The 23413-nt window shown below is 31.0% G+C and carries 19 protein-coding genes; 6 read left to right on the forward strand and 13 right to left on the reverse strand.

Features of this window, described 5'->3' with window-relative positions; all coding sequences use genetic code 11:
- Nucleotides 1-83 precede the first annotated feature (83 nt).
- A complete protein-coding gene (locus HUE53_RS00825) occupies nucleotides 84-2207 on the reverse strand; it encodes an outer membrane beta-barrel protein (protein ID WP_077225720.1) in 2124 nt (707 codons plus the stop codon).
- Between the two features lie 93 nt (nucleotides 2208-2300).
- Nucleotides 2301-4493: a tetratricopeptide repeat-containing hybrid sensor histidine kinase/response regulator gene (locus HUE53_RS00830; RefSeq protein WP_014165352.1), complete on the reverse strand. Its 2193-nt coding sequence runs from the start codon at nucleotides 4491-4493 to the stop codon at nucleotides 2301-2303.
- 113 nt (nucleotides 4494-4606) lie between these two features.
- Between HUE53_RS00830 and HUE53_RS00835 the strand changes: the two genes are divergently transcribed.
- A complete protein-coding gene (locus HUE53_RS00835) occupies nucleotides 4607-5371 on the forward strand; it encodes a hypothetical protein (protein ID WP_065213251.1) in 765 nt (254 codons plus the stop codon).
- 11 nt (nucleotides 5372-5382) lie between these two features.
- On the opposite strand, the gene HUE53_RS00840 is transcribed toward HUE53_RS00835, so the two are convergent.
- The gene (locus HUE53_RS00840; protein WP_077225718.1) at nucleotides 5383-6870 is read right to left on the reverse strand and encodes a DUF2254 family protein; all 1488 of its coding nucleotides are present in this window, start codon (nucleotides 6868-6870) and stop codon (nucleotides 5383-5385) included.
- Nucleotides 6871-7442: 572 nt separating this feature from the next.
- On the opposite strand from HUE53_RS00840, the gene HUE53_RS00845 reads away from it, so the two are divergent.
- Both HUE53_RS00845 and HUE53_RS00850 read left to right on the forward strand, forming a co-directional pair.
- Nucleotides 7443-8339, forward strand: coding sequence for an EamA family transporter (locus HUE53_RS00845; protein ID WP_014165355.1), 897 nt, complete (start codon nucleotides 7443-7445; stop codon nucleotides 8337-8339).
- A 407-nt stretch (nucleotides 8340-8746) separates the two neighbouring features.
- Nucleotides 8747-9343 carry an alpha-ketoglutarate-dependent dioxygenase AlkB family protein gene (locus tag HUE53_RS00850; RefSeq protein ID WP_192188604.1) on the forward strand — a complete coding sequence of 199 codons (597 nt, stop codon included), beginning with the start codon at nucleotides 8747-8749 and terminating at the stop codon, nucleotides 9341-9343.
- Nucleotides 9344-9434: 91 nt separating this feature from the next.
- Here HUE53_RS00850 and HUE53_RS00855 read toward each other — a convergent pair whose 3' ends face one another.
- A complete protein-coding gene (locus tag HUE53_RS00855; protein ID WP_065213249.1) occupies nucleotides 9435-10838 on the reverse strand; it encodes an FAD-binding oxidoreductase in 1404 nt (467 codons plus the stop codon).
- A gap of 203 nt (nucleotides 10839-11041) precedes the next feature.
- On the opposite strand from HUE53_RS00855, the gene HUE53_RS00860 reads away from it, so the two are divergent.
- The gene (locus tag HUE53_RS00860) at nucleotides 11042-11254 is read left to right on the forward strand and encodes a hypothetical protein (protein ID WP_065213248.1); all 213 of its coding nucleotides are present in this window, start codon (nucleotides 11042-11044) and stop codon (nucleotides 11252-11254) included.
- A 146-nt stretch (nucleotides 11255-11400) separates the two neighbouring features.
- Here HUE53_RS00860 and HUE53_RS00865 read toward each other — a convergent pair whose 3' ends face one another.
- Together HUE53_RS00865 and HUE53_RS00870 are read right to left on the reverse strand one after the other, a co-directional pair.
- Nucleotides 11401-11634 (reverse strand): hexameric tyrosine-coordinated heme protein, encoded by a 234-nt coding sequence (locus HUE53_RS00865; protein ID WP_192188605.1) that lies wholly within the window; start codon nucleotides 11632-11634, stop codon nucleotides 11401-11403.
- Nucleotides 11635-11688: 54 nt separating this feature from the next.
- Entirely contained in the window at nucleotides 11689-12276 is a 588-nt protein-coding gene (locus HUE53_RS00870) for a Crp/Fnr family transcriptional regulator (protein WP_014165360.1), read from the reverse strand.
- A gap of 121 nt (nucleotides 12277-12397) precedes the next feature.
- On the opposite strand from HUE53_RS00870, the gene meaB reads away from it, so the two are divergent.
- Nucleotides 12398-13486 (forward strand): methylmalonyl Co-A mutase-associated GTPase MeaB, encoded by a 1089-nt coding sequence (gene meaB / locus HUE53_RS00875; protein ID WP_014165361.1) that lies wholly within the window; start codon nucleotides 12398-12400, stop codon nucleotides 13484-13486.
- A 70-nt stretch (nucleotides 13487-13556) separates the two neighbouring features.
- Here meaB and HUE53_RS00880 read toward each other — a convergent pair whose 3' ends face one another.
- From HUE53_RS00880 to HUE53_RS00890, 3 genes are all read right to left on the reverse strand, one after another.
- Complete coding sequence (locus tag HUE53_RS00880; RefSeq protein ID WP_065213247.1) at nucleotides 13557-14552, reverse strand: TerC family protein; 996 nt, start codon at nucleotides 14550-14552, stop codon at nucleotides 13557-13559.
- 266 nt (nucleotides 14553-14818) lie between these two features.
- A complete protein-coding gene (locus HUE53_RS00885) occupies nucleotides 14819-15046 on the reverse strand; it encodes a hypothetical protein (RefSeq protein WP_014165363.1) in 228 nt (75 codons plus the stop codon).
- Between the two features lie 20 nt (nucleotides 15047-15066).
- Nucleotides 15067-16449 (reverse strand): MATE family efflux transporter, encoded by a 1383-nt coding sequence (locus HUE53_RS00890; protein WP_014165364.1) that lies wholly within the window; start codon nucleotides 16447-16449, stop codon nucleotides 15067-15069.
- A 299-nt stretch (nucleotides 16450-16748) separates the two neighbouring features.
- On the opposite strand from HUE53_RS00890, the gene HUE53_RS00895 reads away from it, so the two are divergent.
- Nucleotides 16749-18302: a vWA domain-containing protein gene (locus HUE53_RS00895; RefSeq protein ID WP_041253208.1), complete on the forward strand. Its 1554-nt coding sequence runs from the start codon at nucleotides 16749-16751 to the stop codon at nucleotides 18300-18302.
- A 352-nt stretch (nucleotides 18303-18654) separates the two neighbouring features.
- Here HUE53_RS00895 and HUE53_RS00900 read toward each other — a convergent pair whose 3' ends face one another.
- The 4 genes from HUE53_RS00900 to HUE53_RS00915 form a co-directional block, all read right to left on the reverse strand.
- A complete protein-coding gene (locus HUE53_RS00900) occupies nucleotides 18655-20289 on the reverse strand; it encodes an ABC-F family ATP-binding cassette domain-containing protein (RefSeq protein ID WP_014165367.1) in 1635 nt (544 codons plus the stop codon).
- 93 nt (nucleotides 20290-20382) lie between these two features.
- A complete protein-coding gene (locus HUE53_RS00905) occupies nucleotides 20383-20598 on the reverse strand; it encodes a putative signal transducing protein (RefSeq protein WP_014165368.1) in 216 nt (71 codons plus the stop codon).
- A gap of 12 nt (nucleotides 20599-20610) precedes the next feature.
- A complete protein-coding gene (gene ggt, locus HUE53_RS00910; protein ID WP_065213246.1) occupies nucleotides 20611-22299 on the reverse strand; it encodes a gamma-glutamyltransferase in 1689 nt (562 codons plus the stop codon).
- 109 nt (nucleotides 22300-22408) lie between these two features.
- Complete coding sequence (locus HUE53_RS00915; RefSeq protein ID WP_014166456.1) at nucleotides 22409-23377, reverse strand: Fic family protein; 969 nt, start codon at nucleotides 23375-23377, stop codon at nucleotides 22409-22411.
- Nucleotides 23378-23413: the final 36 nt, after the last annotated feature.

A 23413-nucleotide genomic window follows, 5' to 3' on the forward strand; every position in this document is an offset into this window, starting at 1 on the left:
AAGCGCATCGAGAACCAACACTAATTTTTGTTGTTTTTGTAGATGTCCTATTTTTAAAAAGAAAATTTAAAGTTTAAATGGTATTAATTTACGATTAGGGTTCCGTTATCTTCTTTCTTTTCTTTATTTAACATATTAGGATCTTCTTTTGCTATTTTGTTCTTGGTAGGAATCTTATAATTTAAAGTGAATCCTATCCTACGTGTATCGTTTTTATTAGACATATAAAGTGGTGTATTTAAAGAATTGAATGAAGATTTATTGAAATTAAATACATCGTCTACATTTACTGAAACAGTCAACTGATTGGATAAAAACTTTTTAGAGAATGTCATATCCAAGCTATGATTAAAAGGTCTTTGTGCTACAAAATAAAAATAATTACCTCCTTTTGTAATATGGCTATAATTTGTCACCCATTTTATATCTCCTGGCAATACCACTTGTGACATAATATTAAAAATCCAAAATGCGTTTGTATCAGCGTTTGGAATATCATGTTTTTGTCTTCCCGCATATAAAAACATGAAATTAATTTTGTCTGGATTAAAATTAAATTTAGCTGTTTCTTTTAATCCTTTTGTAAACAACATATAAGGTATAGGCAAACCTAAATTAAAGGTATGAATCTTCATTGAGGAAATATTTTCATTGGTGTTAACCATTCTATTTCCGTTTAAATACATTCTTTGAGCTACTTGATTGAGTCCCTCACTTATATTATACCCTACAAAAGCATATTCAAAAACAGACAATTTAAATTCATAATTATTAAACAGTGTAGGCTGTAATTGTGGATTTCCTAAATATCCAACATTTGGATTTTGATAATTTGTATTATTAGGATTAAGAGAAGAGGTACTTGGTAATGTTATTTTTTTATTATAACTCCCTGATAAAATTATTTTGTTAGCTAAACTATATTGAATACTTCCGTTAGGGAATAATCTGTATTGTTTAAAAGGGATCAAGGGTTGTGTTTCTGTTTTTCCTGAAATATCATAATTTTCTCCTCTTAGTCCTAGAGTAAACTCAAACTTTTTATATTTAGTTTGCAACTCGGCATAAGTAGAAGCAGTCATTCTTCTATATTCTAAATTATTCACATTTTTATTAAACGTATTAAAATAGAGTTCTTCATATAGAGTTCCTATACTAATTTTTCCTTCTTCCAATAGTTTTACGGATTGATTATAATCTATTTTAAAATTATAAAGACGTTGATCAGATCCATTACTCAAAGTATTACGATTTAAGTTTCTTGAAAATAAATTAAAATCATTTACAACACTATTAAAATTAAATTTAAAGTCCAATTTTTTATCGGAATCTAAGAAACGCATTTGATACGTTGCTACTGCATCTTGACGTAGTGTTAGCGTTTTACTATCATCTATTGTAGAAAACAAAGTTGAATTAGGTAACAATCCCATAGCATCTGTTGCACTGGTATTGTTGTTCGAATAAATATCATAATTTAATAATAATCTATTTTTACCTATATCAAACGTAAGACCTGTTTTAGCAAAAAGTGTTCGTAAAATACGATCTGAACTACTAGAGGTTAATAAAGTTGATAGATTGTCTTCCTTTTTAAGCACTTCAGACCACATCCCTCGTTCAGCATAATTTTGCCCAAAGTTTAACTGCCATCCGAAGAATTTATTTTTAGAACTTAAGAGTATACTATTATTCGTACGCCAACGATTTTTACTATAAGAGGTAAAACTACTACTATTAGTGTATGTGGCTGTTAGATAGTTCTTTGCTCTTTTATTAGTAACAATATTAAGAATAGCTCCTCCTGAGGTAGCGGGAAATTCAGCTCCTGGATTGGTAATAACCTCTATTTTTTCAACTGAATTAGCGGGCAACCCTTCTAAAAAAGCATTTAATTCGTTTGTTGAAATAGCAAGGGGCCTTCCATCTAGAAACACATCTAATTGTTTTCCTTGATACATCATACCTGCAACATCGGAGGCTACCAAGCCTGGTAGTTTTTTCATTCCTTCCAGAACTGAACCTGAATTTAAATGCGCTTGACTTGCTAATTCAAAAATAGTGCGGTCTGATCTTTGTTCAACTGCTTTTTTTTCTTTAACAATTGCTACCTCTTTCAATTCATTGGTTTTATCTTTATTTTCTTGTGCATAGGTAGCAAATGATAAAAAAGAGAATAACAAAAGAGTGAATTTAGTTGTTTTCATGTATGTAAAAATCTTTTATTCTAATAGACCCCTTTTGTTGGCATTTGTTACAGATTTTAACTTTTATTTTAAGAAATTTAAAATTAGCTTTTTTTAATCTCCGTAGGCTACTAATAAATTATAAAGTTTATCTATGTCAAATGGTTTAAAGATGATGCCTGAAAAGTACTTTTTAAAATCTGCATCTGCATCTGCTAAGACATCAGCTGTAAGTGCAAAAATAGGTGTTTGAACATTTAGATTATCGGTCATTTTTATTTCTTTAGAAACCTCAAAGCCATTCATTTCAGGCATGTGTATGTCCATTAAAATAAAGTCAAATTTTTGGTTTTTCACTATTTCAATTGCCTTTTTACCTGTATTAATGTATTGAATTTCCATACTCCATTTACTTAACAACTTAGAAAGTAGCATTCCATTCATTTTAGTATCATCTACTATCAATACTTTTTTACCTATTAATTGCTTTTTTTCATTTACTTTTATTAAAATCTCTTTTGATTTTTCTAATTCAAGTTCAAAATAAAAGGAAGTTCCTTTATACAGTTCACTTTCTACGATTATTGTACTCTTGTGTAATTCTATCAATCGTTTTACGATTGCCAATCCTAAACCTGTTCCGCCATGTTTTCGAGTTAAATAAGGTTTGAGTTGTGAAAAGCTTTCAAATATACGAGGCAGATTTTCTTCTGATATTCCTTCTCCTGTATCCGTGACTCTAAATGAAATTAGATCTGTTTTTTCTCCGCAATTGACTATATTTAGTTCTAACTGTACGCTTCCTTTATCTGTAAATTTTATAGCATTGCTTATTAAGTTATTTAAAATTTGGGTTAGTTTGGTGGGATCTATCAAATAATAATTAGCCAAACTTACTGTTGAAATATATTGTAATTCTATATTTTTAGCATTTGCAAAACGCTCAAACACTTCAACGGTGTTTTGGCATAAAAAATTGATATTCGTGGATACTAATTCTAACTTTACATTTTGTCCGTCTAATCTATTAAAATCCAAAACATCATTTACAACGCTAATTAGATTGTCCGATGCAAATTTTAAATTTCTTATAATTTTTTTGCCTTCATTTACAATTTTATCATCTAAGAGAACCAGTGAAGCTACGATAGCATTTAATGGTGTCCTTATTTCATGACTCATTATAGATAAAAACTCTTGTTTCCTTTTATAATTTTCTAGTTCATCTAAATTTTTCTTTTCTAATATTTTTTGTTTTTCTCTTTGTAAAATGACTTCATTTTCTATTTTTTCCATTTTTGCTATTAACTCATAACTTTCAATTACTTTTAATGTTTGAGTATTAATAACCGTTTCTTTTTCTAACAGATGTCTTTCAAAATAACATAAAGCTTTTTCAAAATCGCCTAAACTTTTGTATATCAAATAAAGTATACGATTTAACTTGATTGTACATATTGAAAACTGTAAAGAGGCTCCTAACAACAATCCTTCTTTTGCAAATTGAAGTGCTTTATCTATTTGTTGAGTTTCAAAATAAAGAGCTGCTAGTTTTGTCATAACCATAACAATTCCTGCATTTTCTCCCATTTCTTTATGAATATTCAGAGATTTATTATAAAATTCTTTTGCTTTACTATATTCTTTATAAAAATGATATACTTTTCCCTTACCATATAATGCGTAAGCCATTCCTCGTATATCATTTGTTTGGGTTTTGAGTTCTATAGATTTATCAATGATTTGATTGGCAAAATTTATCTTTCCTCTTTTAATCAAGATTCCAGAAAGATTATTATAAACATTGGATTCTAAATTTAGGTCATTAGCTTTTTTAGCATTTCGAATTGCACTTTTATATACTTTAAATGCGCTTGTTATATCACCTATACATTCAAAGATAGTCCCCAATGATTTTTCTGTACGGGATTGATTGCAATAATCATCGTATTTTTTATAAATCTTTAAGGCATCGCTAAAATGAATAAGACCTAAATGATATTGATTGGTTTTGTAGTAAACCCCTGCTAAACCATATTTAGCATCGGCTAATCCTTTGTCTTCTCCTAATTCTTTAAAAATTCTTATTGCGTTTTCAGAATAATGTTTAGCTTTTTGCATTTCGCCAACTATCATGTGATATAAGGCTAGTTGGCTATAACTTTTTCCAATAAGAGCTTTATTGTTTATAAATAAAGAAGCCTTTAGAGCTTGATTAGCTATTACAATACTTTTGGTAAGATTATTAATCCTAATAGAATAAGCCTCTACTAGCTTTTGCTCTATAGTATTAACTGAATTCAGCATAAATTCCCCAATTATTTATACCTTACAAATAAACAGAAACTTTTTTATAAAACTCTCATTAAACCTTTTAATTTTTTATAAGTCCTATAAACAAACCTATAAATCCAATTATTATGAAAAAATTTCTTTTTCTATTATTAACCCTTTTCTTTTTGACGCCAAAATATGCTCAAAATACAGAGGCAAACGAAACAAATCAAGAAAACTTTAGCCTAGAAGGGGCTTTAGCAATGTTTAGAAACTCAACTTCATTAGAAGATTTTGAAAGAGCTATAAACGAAGAAAACAACAATGTAAATAATCTTGACCTAAATAACGATGGTGCTACTGATTATGTTACCGTTGAAGATTTTATAGATGGTTCTGACCATGTTATCATTTTAAGTGCATTAGTAGGCAATTCTGAAAAACAGGATATTGCCACCTTAAATATAGAAAAAAGGGGCAATGAAGAGGCATACCTTCAAATTATTGGCGATGATGATTTATTTGATAAAAACACGATTGTTGAACCCTATGATGTTTATGAAAAAACAATAGAAGACAAAGGTCCTTCTATTTTGGATATAATTCCAGCGCGGGTAATTGTTAATGTTTGGTCATGGCCTTGTATTCGATTTATTTATGCTCCAGGGTATCATCTTTGGGTATCGCCTGTACGCTGGTCATTATATCCGCGTTGGTGGAAACCTTGGCGTCCTATGGCACATACCCTTTTTATCACACACATTCACAAGCACAGAATTCACTTTCATAGAACAAAAACCCATATTATAAGACCCCATATAAAATACCTTTCCAGAAAAAAAGCTAGAGCTTCGTTTGTCAGAACAAGAAAAATACAACATAATATTAGAGAAAAAAGACATAGAAGGTAAAACCTCTCCTTCTATTTTAAATACGTGTTTAAATAGTTTATTGTTTTTATTATTGATTCGTCAACATACTGATTATCTAATTGATTTTCTGACAAATAAACTTCAAGAAACCCTAAATCTCTAAGAATCTCAATTTGCTTCAAGGCTTTTTCTCTAAAGCCTTGAAGTTCTTTTTCTATTGTACTTAATTTTTCCTTGGAAATTTTCAAATATCTATTTTGATAATTTTCTAGGTTATAAATAGAGGCTAACTCCATTTCTTCCACTTGTTGAATTAACACTTTTAAGTGGTATGGATTTTGAACCGTTGGTAAAATAGATCTAATGGTACGTAAAATTCGTTTTACAATTATTGGATCTTCTTTTCCCCATTGGTAAATTTGATCAAAACAAAAATCAATAAACTCGTCATAATTAAACTCATTGATATGGATATTGTTTTTAATTAATTCTCGAGCATCTGTAGAAGGAAATTGTCTTTCCGATAAAACTTTTACAATTTCGCCTAATTGATCAATACAGTTTAAACAAGTTGTAGGATCATTTACTGCTGGTGATATTGCTTTTATGCCTATGTCAACTAATTTACGTACGCCAAAATTTATATCCTGTGTATGACTTCTAAAACGGTTTACTTTAAACGCTTTAGAAACTAAATTCTGAAAGGTTTCTTTTTGTTTTTCTGAAACTTGATCAACAACAATTTGTAACAAAACCGTTGTATCCTTCATTATAAATTCGCCAATCACGGGTTTTTGATATACTTCTTTCCAATGATTTGTTTCTTTTAATTCTAATAACCCTTTCTTTAACAGAGCATAATCAACACTTTCTAAATAACCTGATTGAAACGGACTCACTATTTTTAATACATTTCTATTGGTCAAGCACTGTTCTCGTTCATAGGTTAAATCATTTCCTTTTTCCCATTTTTGACTGTATAAAATAGTTATTTCATCTACCACTTCTTTTTTAATATGGTGTGTAATACTTGATACATTCATGTTTATACTTAAATATGTAATCATAGATGGATAAGACCATACTAAGCCTCTAATGGCTAAAAAAGTACCTACGAGTAAGGTTGTTAAAAAGGGTTGATTAGGATAAAAAACAGACATTATTTGAGGCAATACACACAAGGCTATGGTTCCTACAAACAAACCTATAAAGGCCTGTATTCTAAAATCATTAGCTAAAAAATGCCTTAAAATTCTCGGAGAAAATTGAGAAGAGGCTAATTGCATGACTACAAATATGACCGAAAACGTTGTTAAGGAAATTCCAATAATAATAGAGACCAAAATGTTAGATACAGGAATTAACCTAGAATAAATTTCTAATGAATGAATAGAAAAATAATTACTACAATTAATCTGAAAGTCTAAAAACAATAATACAGCTCCTAAAAATAACGCATACACGCTACTCATTACTGTTCCTAAATGTTTTATTTTGTGTTCTAACTGTTGGTATAATTTGAATTTAAAAGTTGACATATTATTTATTTGTGCGGTAAATTTAATTAAAACTTTGCTTGATTTATTTGGGCTTTTGAATTCGATAGTATTTCTATTTTTTATACCACTAAAAATAATTTAAAAAACTACCCTAATCTGTTTTTATTTAATTTGAATTACCGTATAAAACAATAGAAAAAGTGTTGATCCACAAACTAGCACACACTGCCTTTTAGAAACTATAACCAAAAAACTACTCTAAAGATACTTCATTATCCCAGATTACGCACTAGAAATTTATTACAAATAAAAACTACTTTGAATCTAAAAGATAGCTTCGGAGAGAAATTTACGTGTCTTTTTACCTTCTTTATCCTTTTTTTATTCAGCACAAAGGCTAACGCATAATCTGGGTTATTTTTTTTACTATTTGGCAAAATAGCGCTAGGCAATAAACTTTCGCTCTGTATTATCCAAGAACCATGTCTCTCTATTTATTCCTCTTGATCTCTTAAAAGCTTTTGTTCTTTGCTGTTTTTTTAAAAAAACTAACAAATTATACTATTTAGCATTTAACTTGTTGTATCTTTGCCGCCCTTAATTTTGAAAAAATGTTGAAAAATAGTATTTTAAAAGGTGTCGTTTTGGTAGGTTTAGGCGCGACTAGCTATGGAATGTTAGCTACTTTTGTAAAATTAGCCTATACAGAAAACTTTACTACAGCAGAGGTTACGTCCTCACAATTTATATATGGTATTTTGGGTATATTGTTAATCAATGCTTTCCAAAAAATAAAAAAGAAAGAGGAGGTTGTAAAAGCAACTTCTGCTAATATTTTACATTTGATGTTAGCAGGAACTTCACTTGGGATGACGAGTGTTTTTTATTACTTAGCCGTAAGATACATTCCTGTTTCTATAGGAATTGTCATGTTGATGCAAACTGTTTGGATGGGAGTGTTATTAGAATGGTTTTTAGATAAAAAAGCCCCTTCTGTTCAAAAAATAGTTTCTGTTGCAATTGTTTTGTTAGGAACTGCTTTAGCAACCAACCTATTCAGCAAATCGCTTGATTTAGATTGGAGAGGAATTATGTGGGGCCTTTTAGCTGCTGCTTCATTTACCACTACAATGTTTACTGCTAATCGAATTGCTCTGGGAATATCCTCTGCACAACGCAGTTTGTATATGCTTTTAGGTGGTGCCGTTATTGTTTTTGGTTTTTCCATAGCTACACAAATAACCCCTTTTAATCTAGCAATTTTTGCTAAATGGGGAATATTTTTGGCTCTGTTTGGAACGATTATCCCTCCTCTTTTGATGAATGCAGGATTCCCTCACACGGGAATTGGCTTAGGAAGTATTGTTTCTTCATTAGAATTACCTGTTTCTGTAATGATGGCATTTATGATATTAAATGAAACTGTTGTTCTATCACAATGGATTGGAATAGGTTTGATTGTATTAGCTATTATAATAATGAATATAAATAGTGGCGTTAAAAAATAACGATCTCTCAGCTATTTAAATATTTTAAAAGAGGGTGTCCTAAAAGTTCACAATCTTTACTTTCGACCAAAGGAAGGCTCGAATGAAGTGAATAGGCGAAACCAAATCACATAATATGTAACGCTAGTTCTTTTTTCGTCGAAGTGATAAGTTAAACATTAAGTTGCTGCTTTTTAGACACCCTTTTCTTACTTTAATGCTCTATTAGAAAACCAAAAGATATTTTTAAATCATACCTTTTGAATCATAGCATATACATATCATGATTAAAAAATGTCTTTATATTAGTAATCTTTTCAGTCTGAATTTATCTTATATTTGTCAGACTTACTAAAAGTAAGACTTACCTATTTCAAGTTTTGTTCTTTTATTATTAATCTAAAAAACAACTCTAAACATCTAACAAAATGCTTTTTCCTGATGAAATAATAGAATTCAACCTTCCGGATGCGGAACTCATTTATTATCCAGCCTTTTTTTCATTAGAACAAGCGAATGATTTTTTTCAAAAATTACAATCCGAAATACCTTGGCAACAAGACAAAATAACGGTCTATGGAAAAGAACATTTACAACCACGATTAACAGCTTTATTTGGCAATGAAGGAAAACCGTATGGGTATTCTAATATTGTAATGAATCCGCACCAATGGACACCTCTATTAACTCATATTAAAGATGAAGTTGAACGAGTTTGCGATACTTACTTTACAACTGTTTTATTAAATAACTATCGGAACGGACAGGATAGTATGGGGTGGCATGCTGATAACGAAAAGGAATTAGGTCGTAATCCTGTCATTGCCTCTGTAAGTTTTGGTGCTGAAAGAAACTTTCAACTCAAACATAATACCATTGAAACAGCTAAACAAAACATGAATCTAGAACACGGAAGCTTGCTTATTATGAAAGGTTCAACGCAACATTTTTGGAAACATCAAATACCAAAAACTCAAAAGAACATAGGTTCTAGAATAAATTTAACGTTCCGAGTTATTAAATAAGGTATTAATATTTCACTTCAAATATAAAATAAGTTTTTTGAGACAATGGAAAAAATCATTTCACTCAGTATTTCGCACCAAGGAATTTTAACTAAAACTTATCGGGTAATATTTTCCCTGGATTCATAACATTATTTGGATCAAAAATATACTTAATCTGCTCCATTAACTCTAGGTGCATTTTTGAAAAAGCCATATCCATGTAGTTTTTTTGCACCCAACCAATACCATGTTCTCCTGATAAAGTTCCTTTTAAAGAAATTGTTAGCTCAAAAATTTCACGAATACCTTTTGGAACCTCTTCAGTCCATTGTGCATCCGTTAAATAACCTTTTATTATATTTACATGTAAATTACCATCTCCTGCATGTCCATAACAAACCGACTGGAAACCATATTTAGCTCCAATTTTTTTAATTCCTTTTAACAATTTAGGTAATTCATACCGAGGCACAACGGTATCTTCCTCTTTATAAATTGAATTTGCTTTAACTGCTTCCGCAATACCTCTTCTCATTTTCCATAAGGCCTTTTTTTGATCTTCTGTATCAGCGAAAAGGATTTCATCAATTTGAAAATTTTCTAAAACGCGCATAATTTTTTCTGCTTCCAGCATCAAAATTTCCGGGTAATTTCCATCTACTTCAATCAATAAATGAGCTTGATGATCTGTTTTTACTTCAATAGCTATTCCTTCTATATATTTCAAACTCCAATCAATAGCATCCCGCTCCATAAACTCTAAAGCGCTAGGTACTATCCCTGCTCTAAAAATAGCAGAAACAGCCTCACAAGCTTCATCGGCTTTATAAAAAGGAACCAACATTAGTATATTAAAAGACACTTTGGGTAGTAATTTTAAAACGGCTTTAGTAACAATTCCTAATGTCCCTTCACTCCCTATCATTAATTGGGTCAGATTATAACCTGTAGAATTTTTTAATGTATTAGCACCTGTCCAAATAATTTCTCCATTTGGCAAAACAACTTCTAAATTCAAAACGTAATCTTTCGTCAATCCATATTTAACAGCTCTAGCACCTCCTGAATTTTCAGCTATATTCCCTCCAATAAAGCAACTTCCCATACTACTAGGGTCTACTGGGTAAAAAAGTCCTTTTTCCGCAACAGCTTCTCGCAACACCTGAGTAACAACAGCAGGTTCAGTAATAATCTGGAGATTTTTTTCGTCTATCTCAATAATTTTATTCAATCGCTCTGTTGAAAGACCTATTCCTTCTAAAACGGATAATGCCCCTCCGCTTAAACCTGTTTGTCCGCCTATAGGAACAACCGGTGTATAAAACTCATTTGCTAATTTCATAACAGCCGAAACTTCCTCTACATTATTGGGCTTAACTACTACAGCTGGGGGGAAACAAAAGTCTTCAGTTTCATCATGTCCATACCTCTTTCGAGTTTCTATATCTGTAAAAACAGAAGATACTCCAACAACATCTATTAACTTTTGAATTAATTCTTTCGAAACAGGCATACCAATCGAATTTATTTTATGTAAAATTAAGAATATTTAAATCATCTAACATGCCTTAATTATTAACTAAATTTTGTTGAAAAGATAAAGTCAAAATATTTTCAAATACCATTTTTTTAAACTATTTTATAAAAATGGTCTTTTTTTTTGTTTAGTAAGATATTTTTTACTAATTTTAGTAACCCTAATAAAAAAAACAACCTATGAGAACAATGTCTACCTATATTCAAAGAAAGTTAGAAAGAGCAAGTTTAAATCCAGAGCAATTTAACGAAGAGTTAAATCAGTCCATTAAGATCCTGATTTCATCTGAGATTGACGAGTTAGCGAAATGGTTTGTTCATTTCACAAAAGACAAACCGCATTTAAAAAACCTTCAAAACGATACTGCCTATAATAGAAATCTACTTTATTAAATTTTAATTTTAAGCAAGAGGCTGTCCAGTAAAATACCTCCTTGTTCTCAAATTTTAACTATTAAAACAATAGTTAGTTTGTATTGACCCCTAGAACAAAGCGGTAAAGTAACTGAACAGCCTTTAAAAAATAAAAATTAACACGCTTATTTTTTCCAATAATTATTTGCTTTTGCTATAGTAGCAAATTCTATAGCTATTGTCTGACCAATAGCTATAAGCATAGCAGGATCTTCAGCATAAATTGGTCGTAATTTTTCGCGCACTGACGCATCAGGTTGTGTGTGCTTAATGATTAATCTAGCCATTTTTACCGCTAATTGTCTACCTTCTTCAGGCGTAGCCGTAATCAAAGAGTTATTAGGTATTAAAGTATCCATAAAATATTTTTAAACAAAAATACTTTTGCAATCTAAAACATCTTGTGATCTAAATCACAAGTTCCCTTTTTTAGACATTATTCGTGAAACACTTTCTCTACTAACTCCTAGATCAATAGCTATTTGTTGATGAGTGAGTTTAACACCATTTAACTCTAATTTACGACTGTATTTTTGCAAATATCTTTCTAATCTTTTTTCTAAGTCATCGTTTTGCAAACCTATATACAATTGAAGTATGTGCTGAAATTCAAAAGACAACCTATTTAAAAGAGAACCTACAAAGTCTCTATCTTTTTCTAACAGTTCACTAATTATATCTCTTGGCAATAACCAAGCCTCTACCCTAGTTAAAGCTTGAGCTGCAAACAATAACTTATCCATTGCGTTATAATGCGAAAAACTTACCATACAAACCTCTCCTGCCACTACATAATCCAACAATACATCCTTTACAATAGAAGTACAATCTAGTCTAACAACTCCTGATTTAACAATAGGTAAATACAAAAAAGAATCCCCCTGAGAAACTAAATAATCTCCTACTTCGAAACTCTTTTTAACAATTCTTTGTTCAAATGGTTTCAACCTAAGAAGTTGTTCAATTGATTGACAATCTATATCTATCCTTTTATCACTCATAGCGAAATATATTTCAGTTCCAACAAAATAAACAAATTAACTAATATTTTTACAATCCTACCCTTTAAGATTTATTATTACTATTAAAAAAATAATTACCTTTACTAAAAAACGAAATCCATTGAATGCTTACAGAAAAAAATCAGCTTTAAAAGAAAACGAAGGCATCGAACAACCTGAAAGTATCAATCAAAGAGCAATCAACCAGATTAAAAAGCACAGGAAAGCAGCTCTTAACACAGAGTCACTTACAGAAAGTATTCTAAAAGGGGATAAAACAGCACTTAGCCGAGCCATTACATTGGTTGAAAGCACAAATATAGAACACCAAGAAAAAGCCAATATCATTGTTCAAAATTGCCTTCCCTACAGCAATAATTCTATCCGAATAGGTATTACAGGTGTACCAGGAGTCGGAAAAAGCACTTTTATAGAAGCTTTTGGAAAACTCTTAACAGCATTAGGAAAAAAAGTAGCTGTACTAGCTGTCGACCCGAGTTCTAGTATTAGCCATGGAAGCATTTTAGGCGACAAAACCCGTATGGAAGAACTCGTAAAAGATGAGTATGCTTATATTCGTCCTAGTGCTTCTGGTGAGAGTTTGGGCGGTGTAGCTAGAAAAACACGAGAAAGTATCATCCTATGCGAAGCTTGTGGCTTTAACGCAATACTTGTTGAAACGGTTGGTGTAGGTCAAAGTGAAACCGCTGTGCATAGCATGACTGATTTTTTCTTATTATTAAATTTAGCTGGAGCTGGAGACGAATTACAAGGCATAAAAAGAGGCATTATGGAAATGGCTGATTTGTTAGTAATTAATAAAGCCGATGGAGATAATACTACAAAAGCCAAACTAGCCAAAACAGAGTACACCAGAGCACTGCACCTATTTCCTGAAAAAAATTCAGGCTGGATTCCTAAAGTTACAACCTGTAGCGCATTAGAAAAAAAAGGAGTTGATTCTATATGGCAAACCATAGAAGAATACATTACACTAACCAAAGAAAATGGTTATTTTGAAAACAAAAGAAATAACCAAAATCAATACTGGCTTTTAGAAACTATAAATGAACAACTGAAAAATCATTTTTTCAATCATCCTACAACTTTATCTCTTTTAGAAACTGAAAAAATAGCCGTACGAAACAACCAGAGTTCCCCTTTTATTTCTGCACAAAAATTATTAGACAATTATTTCAACAATAAATAAAAAAGGGGTTCAAGATTTTTTGCCCCCTTTTTCTAATATCTTTCAATTCAACAATTGCTATTTAGAAGTCTTATTCTTTAGGTTCAGGAAAAATGATAGACAAAAGTACAGATAGAACCAACACAACACCTATTATAATAAGCGACACTACCGAATCTACATGATAAAAAGGAGCTATAATCATCTTAATTCCTATAAAACTTAAAATAATAGCCAAACCATACGGAAGTTTATGAAATAAATAAATAAAGTTATCTAATAAAAAGAATAAAGCCCTCAGTCCTAATATTGCAAAAATATTAGAGGTATATAAAATAAATGGATCTCTGGAAATGGCAAAAATTGCTGGAATAGAATCAACAGCAAACAATAAATCTGTAAATTCTATGACTGCTACTACAACTAATAAAGGCGTTGCTATTTTCTTACCATTTTCAATTGTAAAAAAATTATTTCCATCATAATCATCACTAACGTTAAAAAACTGACGAACTAAGCGTGCTCCCTTGGTATCATTATAATCTTGATTTTCATCCTCTTCATTGGCAAACCAGGATTTAACACCCGCATACACTAAAAACACGCCAAAAAGTGTCATTACTAGATTAATATCGTATTTAAGCCCTTGCACCCCTATAAGCCCTAAAATTTTATTCAAATAAGTTAACTCTATTAAAAAGGCTCCTGAAAATATAAATATTGCTCTTAAAACCAATGCACCAATAACTCCCCAAAATAAAACTTTGTGTTTATTTTGATTGGCTACATCAAAAAATTTAAAAACCATAATAAACACGAACAGATTATCTACTGAAAGTGCTTTTTCTATCCAATATGCAGATTGAAATTCGTAGAATTTAATTGCTCCTGCAAAATGATATACTAGCCCACTAAATCCCATTGCTAAGGCTATCCAAACAAATGACCAAGTTACAGCCTCTTTACTAGATACCTCATGGCTCTTTTTATTAAAGATTCCTAAGTCTAGTAACAACATAAACAATATTACAATTGCAAATGTGGCAATTAACCAAGGATGCTCTGCAAAAATTGGGTGTTCATTCATATCAAACTATTTTATTGTTTTATTTACTCTCTTTTGTCTTACTTTTTGAAAATATATTTTCTATTCTGGGGGCTTACGTCTGTCCCTTGTTTATAGGACTTAAAAACTAACGAGGCTCTCTAAAAAGATCGTATGATGTTATTCCTACCAACAGGAGAAACTATATTATATTGGTAATCTAATTTCTGTTTCGTAGAAGCGACAAACTAACCATCTGACTTTTCCTTTTTAGACAGCCTTCTTACATACAATAAACTTATTTCTTATTATTCTTCATAACGCTCCATTTCGCGATCATAGAACTCACCTGCTAGGATAATTAAATGCTCCATTTCTCTTGCTATTTCTGTTTCATCTTCATCATCTAATTCTTCTATAAATTCTACAGAATCATCTTTTAAGTTGATTAGAAAACGAGGAAATTCTAAGTGAATGATAAAAATATCATCTGGAAAATCAGAATTATCTGCTAAAACAAATTTTGGTAATGTCATTTTATAATAATTTTTAGTATTTAAGTTGTATGATTCAAAAGAATCATACGTTTGGATAATTTTTCAAATCTATAATAAAGGAGTAATGCCGCAGCAATCAGTCCTGACAACAAACCTATCCATACACCAATAGCTTTCAAAGAAGTGAATAGTCCTAAATAGATAGATATAGGAAAACCTATAACCCAATACGCGACAAATGTAAGATACATGGGTATTTTTACATCCTGAATCCCTCGTAACGCGCCAAGCACCGTTACTTGTATTCCATCAAAAATTTGAAAAACAGCTGCTATTAAAATCAAATTAGACGCTATACTTACTACTTCTCCATTATCTTTTAAAGTTAATGTATTTTCAGAATCTATAAAAATTTCTGGTAACCAATTGTTTGTCAATACAAAAACAAGTGCAAAAACACCTTGAATAAAAACAGCTAATAAAAAAATAGAACGTGCAATGATTTGCAACTTTTTATAATCCTGTATTCCTTTTTGATTGCCTATACGTACCATTCCTGCAACACCTAGTCCTGAAACAAACATAAAAGTAAAAGTAGCCAAAGTTAACGCTATTTGATTAGCAGCCTGACTAGTGGTACCAATACTACCACATAACCAAATGGCTCCTGTAAACAAAGCTACTTCAAAAAACATTTGCAAAGCAGAAGGCAACCCTAAATCAACTATTTTTTGAGTCATTGTTTTCCCGATATTCTTAACGTTGAATTCTTGAAAATAGGGTTTAAACTTTTTCTTTGACTTTAAAGCAAAATGAATATAAACTACCATTACAATCCGAGATAAAACAGTTCCTACTGCTGCTCCTAGCATTCCCATTTTGGGAAAAATCCAAACACCATAAATTAGTACAATATTTAAAATCAAATGTATTACATTACAAAGCAGGTTAGCCCACATGCCATATTTCGTTTCACTTTTACCATCAGCAAATTGTTTATATCCCTGAAAAACAATCAATGGTATTAATGAAAATGCAACCAAATCTAAAAAAGGTTTAGCTAATTCAACTACTTCTTGGGGTTGCCCCATATATATAATTAAAGGTTTTGCAAAGTATATAATTCCAAACAAAGCAATTCCTAAACCTGTACAAAGTACCAATCCGTGATGAAAAACACTACGTCCTTTAATCAAACTATTTTCACCATCTGCTTCTGCCACTAAAGGGGTTATGGCTGTTGAAAAACCTAACCCTAATGACATTCCAATAAATACGAAACTATTTGCAAGAGAAACTGCTGCTAACTCTTTTGCTCCTAGTTTGCCCACCATTATATTATCTACAATAGAAACTAAAGTATGACCTAACATCCCCAAGACAATAGGATAAGCCAATTTAATGTTTTCTTTGAATTCGCGAGTATAAGTTGAAAGCTTCATAGTTTGCAAAGATAATTCATTCAATGGCAATTACAATGATAATATTGAATCGTAATTACAACTCCTACTTTTTATAAAATTCATATCCGCCTATCCCTATAATTCATTTCAAAAAGCATTTTTTACAATACTCAAAACTACAAAACAGAATTTATAAGTTTAATAGTTTTTTATTCAGTTATTATTTATTTAAAAAAATCTCTTCAGAAATTATCCTATTGTTTTTATACCTTTTTTAACATAATAACAAAAAATAAGGCACATAATTTGTTATAAACTAACAAAAAACAATTATCTCTATGAAAAAAACATTTTTAATACTATCTATATTCGTATTATCTTTCACCGCTTGCAAACAATCTCCTGACATGATGACCGAAGAAGTAGCCAGCGAAGCCGAAATTAGCGACCTAATGATAAACAATCCAGAGATAGAAATTCCAGAAAATAAAAACGAAGAAAGTTATGCTGAAATAGAAGAAAATAAATTTGAAAACCCAAGCGTAAAACCCTTATCTACTTTTTCCATTGATGTTGATAATGCTTCTTACACCAATATTCGTCGTTTTATCAATAACGGTCAAGAAATTCCAAAAGATGCGGTACGTCTAGAAGAAATGATTAATTACTTTTCATACACTTACCCTCAACCTAAAGATAATCACCCTTTTTCTATCAATACAGAGTACAGCGAATGTCCTTGGAACTCCAACCATAAATTATTAAAAATTGGTCTTCAAGGTAAAAAGATGGACAAAAACAATCTTCCTCCTTCTAACATTGTTTTTCTTATTGATGTATCAGGCTCTATGGAAGAAGAAAACAAACTCCCTTTACTAAAAGAATCCATGAAAATACTGGTAAAAGAATTACGTCCTCAAGATAAAGTTTCAATGGTTGTATATGCAGGAGCGGCAGGAATGATACTACCTCCTACTTCTGGAAATGAAAAAAATAAAATAATGAATGCTCTTGATGAACTAACGGCTGGAGGAAGTACAGCTGGAGGAGAAGGAATAGAATTAGCCTATAAAATTGCCGAAGAAAACTTTATTAAAGAAGGCAATAATAGAATTGTTTTAGCAACTGATGGCGACTTTAATGTAGGGGCTTCAACAGACAAAGAAATGGAACTCTTAATAGAAAGAAAACGTAAAACAGGCATCTTCTTAACCTGTCTAGGATACGGCATGGGAAATTATAAAGATAGTAAAATGGAAACCCTTGCTAATAAAGGAAACGGAAACTATGCTTATATAGACAATATGCAGGAAGCTACTCGTTTTTTAGGCAAAGAATTCAACGGTTCTATGTTTACTATAGCTAAAGATGTTAAGATTCAAATTGAATTTAACCCAAATCAAATACAGTCTTACCGATTAATAGGATATGAAAATAGAAAATTAAATGATGAGGATTTTAAAAATGATGCTATTGATGCAGGCGAATTAGGAAGCGGGCATACCGTAACTGCTCTATATGAAATTATCCCTACAGGCGTTGAAAGTTCTTACTCTCCTACCCAATTAAAATACACATCGAAAGAAGGTTCTCAAAATTTAATTTCAAAAGAATTGGCTACCGTAAAATTTCGATACAAAAGGCCTGATGGTGAAAAAAGTATAGAGATGATTCAAACTGTTTCTAATTCAAGCAAACCTTTGATGATTTCTAGTCCTGATTTTAAATTTGCTTCCTCTGTAGCCTGGTTTGGCATGAAATTAAGAGACTCTAAATATATTGAAAACAAACAAACAGAAGACATTATAGCTCTTGCTAACAAAGGTATACATAACGATTTGGAAGGTTATAAAACGGAATTTATTCGACTCATTAAAAGTGCCAAATTATAATCCTTTTTTTTAAACCCAAATTATATGTTAGCCTTTAAAATAAAGATTAAAAGAACAAAGAAGGTAGAAATACACGGCTTTTTTACAACAGTTGTAGCTTTATTATATATATTGAGAGTATTTTTTTTTAATTCAAAGTCATTTTTATCTATAATATACTTATAATGGTAATCTGGGTTAAAAAAGCGACAAGATATTTAACATTTTCTTACAAATAGTAACCTAAATATTTAAAAATAAAATGGTTATATTTTATATATACCTATTTTATTTAGAATAGAATTGATTTTTCACATAAAAAAAGAGGCTCTTTCTAAAATTGAAAAAAGCCTCTTTTAAGTATGTAATCATTTTATTTCTCGATTTCCTTTAGATTTTCCATTTTCTTGAAAGCCAAGAAACCTTTAATATCTTCAAAATGTTCTCGAACTCTTTTATTTCCAAATTCAAATACTTTAGTTACTAAACCATCTAGAAAATCACGATCATGAGATACTAAAATTAATGTACCATCAAAATCTTTTAAAGCTTCTTTGATGATGTCTTTCGTTTTCATGTCTAAGTGGTTCGTAGGCTCATCTAGAATCAATACATTTACGGGTTCTAACAATAGTTTAATCATAGCTAAACGTGTTTTTTCACCCCCCGAAAGGACTTTTACTTTCTTTTGAATATCGTCTCCTTTAAACATAAAGGCTCCTAAAATATTTTTAATTTGGGTACGAATATCTCCTTCTGCAATTCGGTCTATAGTTTCAAAAATGGTCAAATCGCCATCTAATAATGCGGCTTGATTTTGAGCAAAATATCCTACTTGTACATTATGTCCTATTTCTAATTTACCACTATCATGATTAATTTCTTTCATAATAGCTTTAATCATTGTTGATTTTCCCTCTCCATTTTTCCCTACAAACGCGACCTTTTGACCTCGCTCAATTACCATATTAGCATTATTAAACACTACATGGTCATCATATTTTTTTGTAAGTTCTTCCACAACAACCGGATATTGTCCTGAACGTGGCGACGGTGGAAATTTTAGCTTTAAAGCAGATGTATCAACTTCATCTACTTCTACTAAAACTAATTTTTCTAACATACGTACACGAGATTGCACTTGTTCTGTCTTTGAAAAAGTTCCTCTAAAACGCTCTATAAAAGCCTGATTTTCAGCAATAAATTTTTGTTGTTCATCATACGCTTTTTGTTGTTGTATTCTTCTATCTTGACGTAAAACTAAATAATCTGAATATTTTGCTTTATAATCATAAATTCTACCCATCGTTACTTCAATGGTACGGTTAGTAATGCTATCTACAAAAGCACGGTCATGGGAAATAACCATTACTGCTTTGGCCTGAGTAACTAAGAAATCCTCTAACCATTGAATACTTTCCATATCCAAGTGGTTGGTAGGTTCGTCTAACAATATTAAGTCTGGTTTTTTTAATAAAATTTTAGCCAACTCAATACGCATACGCCATCCACCAGAAAATTCAGAAGTTTTACGGGTAAAATCTTCACGAACAAAACCTAGTCCTTTTAATACTTTTTCAACTTCTGCTTCGTAATTAACTTCTTCTATAGAATAATATTTTTCAGAAAGCTCTGAAACACGTTCAATTAACTTCATATATTCGTCACTTTCATAATCTGTACGAATAGTTAACTGCTCGTTAATTTCATCTATCTCCGCTTTCATTCCTAAAACGGAAGCAAAAGCCTTGGAAGTTTCTTCCATTACTGTACTGTCATCATTTAATAACAAATGCTGAGGCAAATATGCAATTACAGCATCACTAGGTGCTGAAATACTACCACGTGTAGGCTTGTTTTCACCTGCAACGATTTTTAACAAAGTGGATTTTCCAGCTCCATTTTTGCCCATTAAGGCAATTTTATCATTTTCATTAATTGCAAAAGTCACATCGCTAAAAAGCGTGGTTCCGCCAAACTCTACGGCAATATCGTTTACTGTAATCATAATTGAAGTTTAAAAGTTTAAGGGGTTCCTTAAATTTTTGAAGGTGCAAAGATAAAATTAATGGCTAAATTAAATAATTTGAAAATGAGAAAATTAAAAATTAATGATTTTTTCCACTAATAATTTTGCTTGCATTACATCTTTTTTATTCACTAGAACATCAACACCCGAATAAGGACTCCAAAATCCAGCCATAGCCGTAGCTTGAATTTCATTTTTTAAAATTACCAAAATTCCATTTATTTCTAATTCTGCCTTTATAGCCAAGGCACTTATTTCATTTCCAGAAAAGACGATAACCAAACTCATATTTATTTTCTGCTAAAACCCCACAGCTTTATCATCTCCTCTATAATCTGCCCCTCCTTCTAATTTCCCTTCAGGCTGAACTAATATTGCATCTACTTTTCCTATGATCTTATTTTGCTTTTCATTAATTATATAACCTTTCGCTATTAGATTATTAATCAAATGTTCTGAAAATTTATTAGGTTCAAAAACTACCTCATCGGGCAGCCATTGATGATGAAAACGAGGTGCGTCTACAGCTTCTTGCATATTCATTCCAAATTCTGTAACATTCAAAAAAGTTTGCAATACAGAAGTAATAATTGTTGATCCTCCTGGCGTACCCAAAACCATGAATAATTTACCTTCCTTCTCTACTATTGTAGGTGTCATAGAACTCAACATTCTTTTTTTAGGTTGAATTTCATTAGCTTTAGCCCCTACAAGTCCGTACAAATTGGCCACTCCTGATTTTATGCTAAAATCGTCCATTTCGTTATTAAGAAAGAAACCTAATTCATCGGAATAGTGCTTACTTCCAAAATCATCATTTAATGTTGTAGTCGTAGCAATTGCATTACCAAAAGGATCCACTATAGAATAATGAGTTGTTTCAGTACTTTCTTTAGAAAAATGAACTGCTCCGTGTTTTATTTCAGCTGAAGGAGTCGCTTTATCAAAAGAAAACGTACTCATCCTTTCTTTTAAATAATTTTCATTGGATAATTCATCTTGAGGAATCTTTACAAAATCAGGGTCTCCTAAAAAATAATTACGATCTGCATACGCTCTTCGTTCTGCCTCTACAATTAGTTGAATTGTTTTATCTGAATTAAAACCAAATTCTCTTAACGAATAAGGTTCTATCATTTTAAGAATTTGCGATAACGTAATCCCTCCACTGCTTGGAGGAGCCATCGTTATTAAATTATAATCTTTATATTTAAAAACTATTGGTTTTCTCCAAATTGGAGTATATTCTTTTAAATCTTCTAATGAAATTATACCTCCTCTTTTTTTAACAAAATCGACTATTTTTTTAGCCGTTTCTCCTTCATAAAACTCTTTTTTTCCGTTTTTAAGAATCCTTTTTAAGGTTGTAGCTAACCGTATTTGTTTAATGGTATCTCCAACCTTATAGAGTTTAGAAAACAAACTTTGAGCTCCATTTGCATTTATAAAGTCGTTCCTATAATAAGCAAATGTAGCCTCATTTTTTTTTGTAACAACAAATCCCTTTTCAGCTAATTCTATAACGGGTTTAAAAATTTCTTTTAGCGGTAAAGAACCCATTTTTTTATGCACTTCTAACACCCCTGCTATTGTTCCTGGCACACCTATAGCCTTGCCAGAAGCCGTACTCAATCCTTCTATTACATTCTTATCCTTGTCCAAAAACATTTCTGAATGCGCTGCGGCTGGAGCTCTTTCTCGATAATCAAGACTTCCAATAGCACCATCAGCTTTTCTATATACCATAAATCCGCCTCCACCAATATTTCCAGCTTGCGGATAACAGACAGCCAATGCTAATTCAGTTGCCACCATAGCATCAAAAGCATTCCCTCCTTTCTTTAATACTTGAACACCAATTTTAGAAGCTTCTTCCCTTGCGGATACAACCATTGCTTGCTCTGATACCAGTCCTTTTGTATTTTGCCCATAAAAGCACATTCCTTTAAATAAGAAAAAGCCTACCAGAACTACTCTATACTTTTGCATTTTTTAAATATTTATTACATTTTTAGCCCAAGTTATTCATAAAACAGAATATTTCCTAAAAAAACAAGAGATTTTATAATAAATCCCCAAACAAACATCGTCACATCTATCACCTTAAAGTTCTTTTACGCTTTCTGTTTTCAATATATTCTTCGAGAGCTTTTCTAGTCGTAAACCAAGTTTTACCTTCTTTATGAGCATCTATTTTTCCTTGTCTGGCTAATAAACTAACATATTCTTGACTAAATCCATATAATGACGATGGCTCATTAACAATATTAGCTATTGACTCATATTGATTATCATTATTAGGTAATACGGTTAAATAAATATTTAATGTACGCTCTAAAGCTTGACACATCAATAAGACAAGCTTTTGATAGTTTCCTTTATTAGCTTGATTTAGGGCTTCATAATATTTCTTCCTGTCATTTTTTAAAATAATAGCTGGAGGAAAACCTCTTCGCATTAATAATAAATTCATACATAAACGAACCGTTCGCCCATTACCATCAAAAAATGGGTGTATCCAAACAAATTTATGATGAAATATGGCAGCTAATTCTATGTCATTTAAAATTAATGGATTTTTATTAACAAATTCTACTAACTCATCTATTAAATATGAGACTTTATTAGCATTAGGAGGAATAAAATTAGCACCTGATATACGAACACCTCCGTTACGTAAACGTCCTGCAAAATCATCTTCTATAGATCTTAAAACATACCCGTGTAAGGTAAGCATATCTATACTCCTAAAAATATATTCTTCATTTACTATTTCATACAAATAATCTATTGCTTTTTCGTGATTCTTTGCTTCAAAATGTTCTCTAAGTGAAACTCCTTTTATTGTAATTCCTTCTTGGAGTACCATTTGTGTTTCTCTTAAAGTTAAAGTATTTCCTTCAATACTATTAGAATTATAAGTCCATTCGATCGAAAGCGATTCTTTAATTTTTTCAATGGCCATTTTAGGTAATGGTCTGGCTTTTACCAATATTTCCTTTTTTTCATACAATCTTTCAAAAGTTGATTGAAATTCTTTTCTATATGACAAATCTATATCCCACATACCATAAACTTATTAATATCGTTTAAAATTAAAAAA

This window comes from Flavobacterium columnare, from assembly GCF_014844295.1.
GTDB classification, from domain to species: Bacteria; Bacteroidota; Bacteroidia; order Flavobacteriales; family Flavobacteriaceae; genus Flavobacterium; species Flavobacterium columnare.